Origin of the sequence: Streptomyces venetus, from assembly GCF_039540295.1 — a bacterium.
GTDB lineage: Bacteria > Actinomycetota > Actinomycetes > Streptomycetales > Streptomycetaceae > Streptomyces > Streptomyces venetus.
On record NZ_BAABET010000009.1, the window covers coordinates 32535 to 43780 of the forward strand.

The 11246-nt window shown below is 74.3% G+C and carries 11 protein-coding genes; 6 read left to right on the top strand and 5 right to left on the bottom strand.

What is annotated here, in order from left to right:
• Positions 1-125: 125 nt before the first annotated feature.
• The 5 genes from ABEA82_RS27515 to ABEA82_RS27535 all read left to right on the top strand — a co-directional run bounded on the left by ABEA82_RS27515 (position 126) and on the right by ABEA82_RS27535 (position 4571).
• Positions 126-1427 carry an MFS transporter gene (locus ABEA82_RS27515; RefSeq protein ID WP_345664380.1) on the top strand — a complete coding sequence of 434 codons (1302 nt, stop codon included), beginning with the start codon at positions 126-128 and terminating at the stop codon, positions 1425-1427.
• Between the two features lie 80 nt (positions 1428-1507).
• Complete coding sequence (locus ABEA82_RS27520; RefSeq protein ID WP_345664656.1) at positions 1508-2305, top strand: putative hydro-lyase; 798 nt, start codon at positions 1508-1510, stop codon at positions 2303-2305.
• Between the two features lie 18 nt (positions 2306-2323).
• Entirely contained in the window at positions 2324-3082 is a 759-nt protein-coding gene (locus ABEA82_RS27525) for a LamB/YcsF family protein (protein WP_345664381.1), read from the top strand.
• Complete coding sequence (pxpB, locus tag ABEA82_RS27530) at positions 3079-3705, top strand: 5-oxoprolinase subunit PxpB (protein WP_345664382.1); 627 nt, start codon at positions 3079-3081, stop codon at positions 3703-3705. The genes ABEA82_RS27525 and pxpB overlap by 4 nt, the downstream gene beginning before the upstream one ends.
• Positions 3702-4571, top strand: a complete 870-nt coding sequence (locus ABEA82_RS27535; RefSeq protein ID WP_345664383.1) for a 5-oxoprolinase subunit C family protein — start codon at positions 3702-3704, stop codon at positions 4569-4571. The genes pxpB and ABEA82_RS27535 overlap by 4 nt, the downstream gene beginning before the upstream one ends.
• 42 nt (positions 4572-4613) lie before the next feature.
• Here ABEA82_RS27535 and ABEA82_RS27540 read toward each other — a convergent pair whose 3' ends face one another.
• The 5 genes from ABEA82_RS27540 to ABEA82_RS27565 form a co-directional block, all read right to left on the bottom strand.
• Positions 4614-5480: an SGNH/GDSL hydrolase family protein gene (locus ABEA82_RS27540; RefSeq protein ID WP_425588563.1), complete on the bottom strand. Its 867-nt coding sequence runs from the start codon at positions 5478-5480 to the stop codon at positions 4614-4616.
• Between the two features lie 641 nt (positions 5481-6121).
• Positions 6122-7300: a glycosyltransferase gene (locus ABEA82_RS27550; protein WP_345664384.1), complete on the bottom strand. Its 1179-nt coding sequence runs from the start codon at positions 7298-7300 to the stop codon at positions 6122-6124.
• Positions 7297-8424, bottom strand: a complete 1128-nt coding sequence (locus ABEA82_RS27555; RefSeq protein ID WP_345664385.1) for a glycosyltransferase family 4 protein — start codon at positions 8422-8424, stop codon at positions 7297-7299. The genes ABEA82_RS27550 and ABEA82_RS27555 overlap by 4 nt, the downstream gene beginning before the upstream one ends.
• Positions 8425-8610: 186 nt before the next feature.
• Complete coding sequence (locus tag ABEA82_RS27560; RefSeq protein WP_345664386.1) at positions 8611-10029, bottom strand: HEAT repeat domain-containing protein; 1419 nt, start codon at positions 10027-10029, stop codon at positions 8611-8613.
• Between the two features lie 300 nt (positions 10030-10329).
• A complete protein-coding gene (locus ABEA82_RS27565) occupies positions 10330-10722 on the bottom strand; it encodes an ankyrin repeat domain-containing protein (protein WP_345664387.1) in 393 nt (130 codons plus the stop codon).
• Positions 10723-11018: 296 nt separating this feature from the next.
• On the opposite strand from ABEA82_RS27565, the gene ABEA82_RS27570 reads away from it, so the two are divergent.
• Complete coding sequence (locus ABEA82_RS27570) at positions 11019-11213, top strand: hypothetical protein (protein WP_003988891.1); 195 nt, start codon at positions 11019-11021, stop codon at positions 11211-11213.
• Positions 11214-11246: the final 33 nt, after the last annotated feature.

Genomic DNA, 11246 nt, shown 5'->3' on the forward strand with positions numbered 1-11246 from the left:
CCGGAGCCGGTACGGCTCACCCCTCACAGCCAGTACGGCTCACCCCCACAGCCGCTACGGCTCGATCCCCGGAGCACTCACAGCTCAGCCCGAAGCACCCTCCGTCCTCCCTCTGCGAGGTGCCCATGAGCACGACCCCTCCACCGCAGGCCCTGACCGACGACTCGCGCCCCGCGGCGGCAGAACACACCGCCGATGACGGGGCGTTCGGCTGGCTGCGCGCCCTCGGCCCGCGCGGCCGACGCGCGTTCGCCGGTGCCTTCGGCGGCTATGCCCTGGACTCGTACGACTACTTCACGCTGCCGCTGAGCATGGTGGCGCTGTCGGCGTACTTCGGCCTGAGCAGCGGCCAGACCGGCCTCTTCACGACGGTCACCCTGGTGGTCTCCGCGATCGGCGGTGCCCTCGCGGGCGTCCTCGCGGACCGCATCGGCCGCGTGAAGGCACTGATGATCACGGTGATCACGTACGCGGTCTTCACCGTCGCCTGCGGTTTCGCGCCCAACTACGAGACGCTGCTGGTCTTCCGTGCCCTCCAGGGGCTCGGTTTCGGCGGCGAGTGGGCGGTCGGCGCGATCCTGGTCGCCGAGTACGCGAGCGCCAAGCACCGGGGGCGCACGCTCGGCGCGATCCAGAGCTCCTGGGCCGTGGGCTGGGGCCTCGCAGTGATCGCCTACACGCTGGTCTTCTCGATGGCCGGCGACGATCTGGCCTGGCGGATCATGTTCTGGACCGGGGCGCTTCCCGCGCTGCTGGTCATCTGGCTGCGGCGCAGTGTGCACGACGCGCCCGAGGCCGCCGCAGCTCGTGAACAGAGCACGGAGAAGGGCTCCTTCACCGCGATCTTCAAGCCGGGCCTGCTGCGCGTCACCCTCTTCGCGGGACTGCTCTCGACCGGGGTCCAGGGCGGCTACTACACGCTGGCCACCTGGGTGCCGACATACCTGAAGTCCGAGCGCGACCTGTCGGTCGTCGGCACCGGCGGCTATCTGACCTTCCTGATATCGGGTGCCTTCCTCGGCTACCTGACCGGCGGCTACCTCACGGACAAGCTGGGCCGGAGGCGCAACATCTGGCTCTTCGCGCTGCTCTCGGCGATCTGCATCCTGGCGTACGCGAACATCCCGAGCGGCGCCAACACCCTGCTCCTGGTGCTCGGATTCCCGCTCGGGTTCTGCATGTCGGCGATCTTCAGCGGCTTCGGCTCCTACCTGAGCGAGCTGTACCCGACGGCGGTGCGCGGCACGGGGCAGGGCTTCACGTACAACACCGGGCGCGCGGTGGGAGCCGTGTTCCCGACGACGGTCGGCTTCCTGGCCGACAGCTGGGGCGTGGGCGGCGCACTCGTCTTCGGCGCGATCGGCTACGGGCTGGCGGCGCTGGCGCTGCTCGGGCTGCCGGAGACGCGCGGGAAGGAGCTCACGTGAACCCCGTGGACACCAGCACCAGCACCAGCACCGGCACCGGCACCGGCACCGGCACCGGCACCGGCACCGAGGACCGTCCTGTGGTCCTGGTCGACGACCACGCGCACGCGTGGCGCCCGGAAGCGGCCCGCGCCCGCTTCCGGGAGGGGCTGACGGGCCCCACCGCCGGGGTCGCGGCCGGCCACACCCAGGTCAACCTGATCTCGGTGCCCGCCGACTGGGCCTACGACATGTTGCTGTTCTGCCAGCGCAACCCCAAGCCGTGCCCGGTCCTCGACGTGACGGACGCCGGATCGTGGACCACCGTGCTCGCCGAGGGCGCGGACCTGCGCACGGACCTGCCGCGCTACCGGGTGTGGCGGGACGGCGAGCTGGTGGACGAGCCGACGGATGTGCGCGCCCATTGGCGGGACGACCTGGTGTCGTTCCTGATCGGGTGCAGCTTCACGTTCGAGTGGGCGCTGAGCGAGGCGGGCGTGCCGATCCGGCACGTCGAGCAGGGCGTGAACGTCCCGATGTACGTGACGAGCCGGCAGTGCCGTCCGGCGGGGCGGCTGCACGGGCCGCTGGTGGTGTCCATGCGGCCGGTGCCGCCCCGGCATCTGGCGGCGGCGATCCGGGAGAGCAGCCTGCTGCCGGCGGTGCACGGCAGCCCTGTGCACTGCGGCGAGCCCTCCGGCCTCGGTATCGACGACCTCGGCCGGCCGGATTTCGGCGACCCGGTGGACGCCGAGCCCGACGACATCCCGGTGTTCTGGGCCTGCGGAGTCACCCCGCAGGCGGCCGTGATGGCCTCGCGGCCGCCGTTCGCCCTCACGCACGCCCCGGGGCAGATGTTCCTCACCGACGCCCGCGACGAGCAGTACCGCGTGGCCTGACAGGAGACCGACAAGGCTATGACCTCGATCGACCTGAACGCCGACCTCGGCGAAGGCTTCGGCCGCTGGCGGCTCACCGACGACGAACGGCTGCTGTCCGTGGTCACCAGCGCCAACGTGGCGTGCGGTTTCCACGCCGGGGACGCGGCCACCATGCGCCGGGTGTGCGAACTGGCGGCCGAGCGCGGCGTCCGGATCGGCGCCCAGGTGTCCTACCGGGACCTGGCCGGGTTCGGACGGCGCGCGATGGACGTGCCGCCCGCCGAGCTGGCGGCCGAAGTGGCCTACCAGATCGGCGCCCTGGAGGTGTTCGCCCGCGCGGCGGGCTCCGGCGTGGCCTACGTCAAACCGCACGGCGCGCTCTACAACCGGGTCGTGCGCGACGAGGAGCAGGCCGCCGCGGTCGTCGACGGTGTGCTCCTCGCGGACGCCACGCTGCCCGTGCTCGGCCTCCCCGGCTCGCGCCTGCTGGAGCTGGCCGGTAAAGCCGGACTGCCGGTCGTCACCGAGGCGTTCGCCGACCGGGCCTACACCGAGGCGGGCACACTCGTGCCGCGCGCCCTGGAGGGCGCCGTGGTCACCGACCCGGACACGGTGGTCGAGCGGTCCCTGAGCCTGGCCCGCTCCGGCGAGGTCGTCTCCCACTCGGGGACACGGATCGAGGTACGCGCGCGATCGCTGTGCCTGCACGGCGACACACCCGGCGCGGTGGAACTGGCGCGCCGGGTGCGGGAGCGGCTGGAGGCCTCAGGGGTCCGGGTGGAGGCCTTCGCATGAAGGTCCTGCCCGTCGGCGCGGACGCCCTGCTCGTCGAGGTCGCCTCGGACGACGAGGCGCAGGCCCTGCACGCCGAGCTGCTGCGGCGCCGCGCGGAGGGCTCGCTGGCTGCCCGCGAGATCGTCCCCGCGGCCCGCACGGTCCTCCTCGACGGTCTCGACGCCCCCGCCCGGCTGGCCGCCGAGCTGACCGCGGCGGAACTGCCGCCCGCTCCCCCACGCGCGCGTGAAGTGGTCGAGATCCCCGTGCGCTACGACGGTCCGGACCTGGCCGACGTCGCCGCGCACTGGGGTGTGCCGGAGGAGGAGGTCGCCCGTATCCACGCGGAGACCGAGTTCCGGGTCGCCTTCTGCGGCTTCGCGCCCGGCTTCGGCTACCTCACCGGTCTGCCGTCGCGCTACGACGTCCCGCGCCGGGCCACCCCGCGCACGGCCGTCCCGGCCGGCTCGGTGGCGCTGGCGGGCCCGTACACGGGCGTCTACCCGCGCTCGTCGCCGGGCGGCTGGCAGCTGATCGGCACGACGGAGGCCGTCCTGTGGGACCACGCGCGCGTGCCCGCCGCGTTGCTCTCGCCGGGCATGTGCGTGCGGTTCGTCCCGGCCCGGCCGGTGAGGCACTCATGACGGATCACGCGCTCGCCGTCGTGCGCGCGGGAGCCCTGACCACCGTTCAGGACCTCGGCCGCCCCGGGCACGCCCACCTCGGCGTGCCCCGCTCCGGGGCGCTGGACCGGCCCGCCGCGGATCTCGTCAACCGGCTCGCCGGCAATCCGCCCGAGGCCGCGGTGCTGGAGACGACCCTCAACGGCTGTGCCGTGCGCCCCCGTTCCACGGTCACGGTGGCCGTGACCGGCGCGCCCTGCCGGGTCACGGTGGACGGCCGGGCCGTCCCCTGGGGCGCGCCGGTGCGGCTGCCGGCCGGTGCGCTGCTGGACGTCGGGCCCGCCGTCTCGGGGGTGCGCTCCTACGTGGGCGTCTCCGGCGGTATCGCTGTCGAGCCGGTACTCGGCAGCCGCTCGACGGACCTGCTGTCGGGGCTCGGTCCGGCCCCACTGACGGACGGCACGGTGCTGCCCCTGGGCCGGCCGACCGGCGTCCACGCGCGCGTGGACGTGGCTCCGCAGCCGGCGCCGCCTGCGGAGCTGGTCCTGCGGGTGACGCTCGGCCCGCGCGACGACTGGTTCACGCCGGGAGCCGTAGGGACCTTCGTCTCGCGCCCCTATCGGGTCTCCCCCGCGAGCAACCGCATCGGGCTGCGCACGGAGGGCCCCGCCCTGGAGCGGACCCGGCGGGGGGAACTGCACAGTGAGGGCATGGTGCTGGGCGCGGTCCAGGTCCCGCCCGACGGCAGGCCGGTGGTGTTCCTGGCCGACCATCCGACCACCGGGGGCTACCCGGTGATCGCGGTGGTGCACGCCGCCGACCTTCCGGCCGCCGCCCAGGCGGTTCCCGGCACACCGGTCCGCTTCGTGGCGGTGCGCCGCCGCTGAACCGGCCGGCCCGGCCGCGCCGTTCCGCACCCGCTGGACCGGTCAGGCCGCGTCCGGTCGCTCCGCCACCGACAGGGCCGCCAGCGCGGCCGACACCGCGGCGGACGCTCGCAGATCGAGCCGGGCGCTGGTCCCCCGGGCTCGGTGCCGGAGCTCGTCGGCGGCGAGGGTCAGGAGCTGGGGCAGCAGGTCGGTGCATCGGCGCGCCACCCAGCCGGTGCCGGCGGTGGCCAGCCACCACAGACTCGCCGACTTCGCCGGGACGGGGAACTCCGGCTCGGGCGAGGGCGCGGGACCCGTCGCGAGGCCGTGCTCGGTGAGCAGTTCGTGGAAGCGCAGGGCCAGTTGCCGGTGACCGCGTTCCCCGGGATGCAGCCGATCGGCGCTCCACATGGCACGGTCGGTGATCCAGTCGCCCTCGCACGCGTGCAGGTGCAGGGCTCCGTACCGGTCGGACAGCGCGTGGACCACCGTGTTCACGGCCCGCTGCCGCCGCGCCAGCGGCTGGGCCAGGGCCTCCGGCAGCCCGAGCATCGTGCCCGGGTCGGGCAGGCACACGGTGAGCAGGACCGCCCCCTGCTCGGTGAACGCCGCGTACACCTGGTCGAGCCGGGCGGCCACGGCCTGGATGTCGAAGGTGCAGCGCAGGGTGTCGTTGACACCGACGACGACGGACACCAGGTCGGGCCGCAGCGCCAGCCCGGCGGGCAACTGCCGCTCCAGCACGTCCCGGGTCTGCGCCCCGCTCACCGCGAGGTTGGTGAACCGGACGGGTCCCTCAGCGGCCCGGAACGGGGTTCCCGCCCACTGGCCCGGGCCCTCCGCCCACCGGACGGGAGCCTCCACGAACCGGGCAGGGGCCTCCTCGCACCAGGCGGGGGCCTCCTCGCACCAGGCGGGGGCCTCCATGCGCCGGGCGGGAGCCTCCATGCCCGGGGCGGGAACCTCCTTGCACCGGACGTCTTCCTCCGCGGACCGGACGGAGGCATCCATGCACCAGGCGGAGGCCTCGATGCGCCGGGCGGGAGCCTCCCCGCACCAGACGTCCTCCTCCCCGGACCGGACGGAGGCCTCCCCGCACCGGCGAGGGCCGCCCGTGCACCGGGCCGTCTCCCCAGTCGACCCGGCGGCGGATTCCCCGGCGGACCGGGCGGGTTCCCCGGCGGACCGGGCGGATCCCCTGGCGGACAGGGCAGATTCCCCGCCAGACCGAGCGGATCCTCCGGCGAGCAACGCAGGCCCCTCGGCGAGCCCGTCGGCGAGCAGCGCGGCCCAGCCGCGCCACCCGTCCCCGACCGGGTCGCCCACGCCCTCGGTCAGCGAGTCACCGAGGGCCACGAACCGCAGAGGCCCCGCGGGCCGCGCAGCTCCCTCGGACCGTGCAGCCCCCTCGGACCATGCAGCCCCCTCGAACCGTGCAGCCCTCTCGGACCACGCAGCCCCCTCGGACCACGCAGCCCCCTCGGACCGCGCAGCCCTCCCGGACCGTGCAGCCCCCGCGAACCGCGCAGGTTCCTCGACCCGCGCAGCCCCCTCGAACCCCGGCGGTCTCATGCCACGCCCCCGGGCACGTACGGACGTACGGGGACGGCCGCGTCATGGGCGGCGAGGAACGCGTCGACCGCCGCGTTCCACCCGAAGCACGCCGCACGCGCGCGTGCGGCGTCGCGCCGGTCCGCCTCCGGGCGTTCCAGCAGCACGTCCACGGCGTCCGCGAAGGCCTCCCCGTGGTCGGCCGCGACGGCCCCGGCGGAGCCGATCACCTCCGGCAGCGCGGACGAGGCGCTCGCGACGACGGGCGTGCCGCACGCCATGGCCTCCAGCGCGGCGAGCCCGAAGGTCTCGGCAGGCCCCGGCGCCAGGGCCACGTCGGCGGACGCCTGGAGCGCGCCGAGCAGACCCCGGTCGGAGACGTGCCCCAGAAAGGTGACCGGCAGACCGCTCTCGCGTGCCCGCTGTTCGAGCCGGGCGCGCAACGGGCCGTCCCCGGCGATCACCAGCACCGCCCGCCGCCCCCGCCGCCGCAGCGCCTCCAGGGCGTCGAGCGCCGTGCCGGGCCTCTTCTCGACGGACAGCCGTGAGCACATCACCAGCAGCGTCTCGCCCACGCGCGCGTGCCGCGCCCGAAGCTCCGGGTCGCGCAGCGCGGGGTGCCGCTGCACCAGGTCGACGCCCAGCGGGGCCCGGACGACGTTGCGCGCCCCGATCCGCACGAACTCCCGCTCGGCGAACTCGGTGGTGCACACCACACGCGCGTAGGTGTGGGCCGTACGGACGTTGAGGGCGTCGGCGGTCCGGCGGGCGGCGCCCTCGGGCAGGCCCCAGGTGCGCAGCACGCCGTCGGCGGTCTCGTGGGAGACCATCACGGCCGGGACCCGGGCGCGCCGCGCCCACTTGCCGGTCCACCGCAGGGTCGTACGGTCGGACACCTCCAGCCGGCCCGGCGCGAGTTCGTCCAGCAGCCGGGCCACCCGCCGCTTGTCGGCGAGCACGCGGTAGCCGCCGGTGCCGGGCAGCAGCGGCCCGGGGAGGGTGATCACCCGCCCCTGCTCGGTCTCGCGGTCGCTCGCCCGCTCGCCGGGGACCACGAGGACGGGCTCGTGCCCCGCCGCCTTGTAGCCCTTGCCGAGTTCGCGCAGGGCGGTGCGCAGACCGCCGGAGGCGGGCGCGACGAAGTTCGCCAGCCGGACGATCCGCAGCGACTGGCTGTTCTGGCCGGCCGGGTTCATGCCGCCACCGCCGTCCGGCGCCCGGCGAGCACGTTCGCGTAGTGCCCGATCAGCCGGTCCCCGACGGCCGCCCAGGTGCGGCCCTCCACCGTGGCCCGCCCGGCGGCGCCGAAGGCGGCCCGCAGCGCGGGGTCCGCGGCCAGGGCACGCACGGCGTCCCGTACGGCGGTGGCGTCGCGCGGCGGTACGAGGAGCCCGGTGTGGCCGTGGGCGACCAGGTCCAGCGGTCCGCCCGCGGCGGGCGCCACGACGGGCAGGCCGCTGGCCATGGCCTCCTGAACCGTCTGGCAGAAGGTCTCGAAGGGGCCGGTGTGGGCGAAGACGTCCAGCGAGGCGAAGACCCGGGCGAGATCGTCACCGGTGCGCCGGCCGAGGAAGACCGCGCCGGGCAGCGCCTGCTCCAGGCCGGGCCGGCTCGGGCCGTCGCCGACGATCACGACGCGGACACCGTCCAGGCCGCAGGCACCGGCGAGGAGTTCGACCTGCTTCTCGGGGGCGAGCCGGCCGACGTAGCCGACGATCACTTCGCCGTTCGGGGCGAGTTCCCGCCGCAGTGCCTCGTCGCGACGGTCGGGCCGGAACCGTGCGGTGTCCACGCCGCGCGGCCACAGTTCGACCCGCGGCACTCCGTGTGTCTCCAGGTCACGCAGGGCGGCGGTGGACGGAGCGAGGGTGAGGTCGGCCGCGCCGTGCACGGAGCGGATGCGCCGCCAGGCCGCGGCCTCTCCGGCGCCCATGTACGTACGGGCGTATCCGGCCAGGTCCGTCTGGTAGACGGCGACGGCGGGGATGCCGAGGCGGGCGGCGGCGGCCATGCCGCGCACCCCGAGGACGAAGGGGCTGGCGAGGTGGACGACGTCGGCACGGTGCTCGACGAGGGTGGCGGCCAGACGCCGGCTGGGGAGGGCGACGCGGACCTGGGGGTAGCCGGGGAGCGGGAGGGAGGGGACGTGGACGACGGGGCACGGCGCGGACGCGTCGGGCTTGTGCCCCGGAGCGGGTGCCGGGGCGACGACGACGGGGGCGTGACCGCGATCGACGAGGTGCCGGGCGGTCTGGAGCGCGCAGTGGGCCACGCCGTTCACGTCGGGGGGAAAGGATTCGGTCACGATGACGACACGCATACCGGTGTTGTCGCCGTGCCGGACGTGGCCGCGTCAACGTGGATCTTTCCGGACGAGGAACGTCCTATGAGCGTTCTGGGGTGCACCCGCGCAGGTCAGGCTGCGTCCACGCCCTCCTGCCCCGCGAGTCACCCCTTGTTCACCCGGGCGGCCTGATTCCGCCCCGCCGTGCTGGCGCGGAGGGGGTCACACAGCGGTCTCCTCGGGACCGATCCGGCTGCGTACGGCCGTCTGGACCTCGGCTTCCTCGGCCGGATCCGCGGCGAGCCGGCGCAGTCGCTCGACGACGCGGGCGTCTCCGGTCTCGGCGTGCCGGGCGGCGATCTCGCGGGTGGTCTCCTCGCAGTCCCACAGGCACTCGACGGCGAAGCCGGTGGCGAAGGAGGGGTCGGTGGCGGCGAGGGCTCGGGCCGCCCGGCCGCGCAGATGGGAGGAGGCGGTCTCCCGGTAGACGTGCCGGAGCACGGGTGCGGCGCAGGCGATGCCTAGCCGCCCGGTGCCGTCGACGAGGGTCCACAGCGTCGGCGCGTCAGGGCCTTCGCCGCGTACGGCCTCGCGCAGGGCCGTGAGGACCAGGTCGCGGTCCCGCACCCCGCCCCGGCAGGCGAGGACGCGTCCGGCGGCGGCGCCCAGCGGGTCGGGCCGCCGGGCCCAGCCGCGCGCCCGGTCGACGGCGGCGAGCGAGCGCATGCGTTCGAAGGCGTCGACGGCGGCGTCCACGACGACCGTCGAGCCGGTGGCCACGGCGCCCTCGATCAGGTCGAGGGCGTCGGGATCGCCTCCGTCGGCGAGATAGCGCAGGGCGGTGCACCGGGCTCCGTCGCTGCCGTCCTTCGCCGCCCGGACGATCTCGGCCCGGTCGTCGGGGCCCGCGACGGCGGTGAGACAGCGGGCGGCCGGGACATGGAGTGCCGCGCCCCGTTCGAGGCCCTGCTGGGCCCACTCGAAGACGGCGCTCACGCTCCATCCGGGGCGGGGCCCGGTCGGCCGCATCTGCCGCTGCCAGCGGTCGAAGCTGCCCGCCTCGTGGGCGGCACGCACGCGCGTGGCGACGGATTCGCGCGGGTCCTCGGCCCACAGCCGCCACGGCCGGGGCTCGAAGGCGTCACGGACGGCGGCGGCCAGCTCGGCCTCGCCCTCCGGGTCGGCCGGGAACCGCGCGAGGACGGGCGCGGCGAGGGCGCGCAGGCCCGCGTCGTCGTCCCGCAGGGCGAGTTCGTCGAGAGCCCAGGCCCAGTTGGAGCCGTGGGCGGCGTACCTGCGCAGCAGTTCGAGCGCGTCCCGCCTGCCGTAGGAGGCGAGGTGCCCGAGAACGGCGAGGGCGAGCCCGGTGCGTGACTCGTCGCTGTCGAGGACGTCCTCGGCGCCGAAGAGATGGGCCTCGACCTCGTCCAGCTCGCCGTTGAGGTCGAGGTAGAGGCGGGCGTAGTAGAGGGAGCGGTTCTCCACCTGCCAGTCGTGGCGGGGATCGCGCAGCACGCAGTGGTTCAACGCCGCGAGCGCCTCGGCGCGGGGGGCGGTGAGCGCGTGCAGCGTGCCGTCGCCGCGGCCCCGCTGGAGCAGGCCGAGCAGCGTACCGCTGGGCGCTATGACCGGATCGAACATGGGAAACAGCCTCACATCAAGCGTCGACGCAACCGGGGACGTGTACTACCTGGCCGCGTGACAACACGTCGGGGCGCCCGCCGTTTCCTGCTTGCTGCTGACCATCTTCCTCTGCCTCTCGTCGGTGGCCCTTGCGGACCGCGTCACGGTCCGCGCGGTGCGGCAACACCTGCCCAACCATCACGTCCGTGAACCACGTCGTCATGATGACTCGGCACTTCCGTCTACCGCGACCGAAATTTCGGCGGCCCTTTACCGCCTCCCCCGTTTTCGTTGTCGTTCCAGGTCAGACTGGTCGGCTCAGTGATCGCCGAACAGTTCGAGGAGTTCCGTCCGGCCGAACATCCGGGCGGTGTCGACGGCCGAGGGCGTGCCGGCGGCCGGGTCGGCGCCGCCCTCCAGGAGAGCCTTGATCACGTCCGTCTCGCCCTTGAAGACCGCTCCCGCGAGCGGGGTCTGGCCTCGGTCGTTCACCCGGTCGGCCTCGGCGCCGCGGGCCAGCAGGGCGCGCACCGCGTCGGAGTGGCCGTGGTAGGCGGCGAGCATCACGAGCGAGTCGCCGCGGTCGTTGGTGAGGTTGGCCGGAACGCCCGCGTCGACGTACGCCACGAGCGCCTCGGTCTGTCCCCGCCGGGCCAGATCGAAGATCTTGGTCGCCAGCTCCACGACCTCGGGGTCGGGGACTTCGGTCATCGGCCGGACCGCCTCTCCTGCGCGTCACGTCGGGTGCGTACGCCTGCGAGTGGCGCAGCCGTACGAGTGAATCGCCAGGGTACTGGCTCGCGCCGCACATGACCCGATGTGCCCGAGGTAAAGATCACCCCAGGCAGGGCGAGGACCACGGCCCTGTTCGGCCGGGCCAGGGACCACTCCGTCAACCGAGGGGAAATGGTCCGAATTTAACCCAGTTGCACCTTTTATCGTATGGATACATCCTGTGAGCCTGGAAGTACTCATGGTGACTGTCCCCGCGAACCAGGAGAACCCACATGATTCTCTCCATCTCAGGCGTGGTCCTGCTCGGCATCGTCGTCTTCATCTTCTTCCGCAAGGACGGCCTCAAGGCGTCGCACGCCGTGGTCACGATGCTCTTCGGCTTCTATCTGGCCAGTACGGCCATCGCCCCGAGCATCAAGGCGGGCGGCGAGAGCCTGGCGAGCCTCCTGGGAGGAATCAAGTTCTGACGACCCCGCTCCCCGTACGCACTCCGCCCGTAC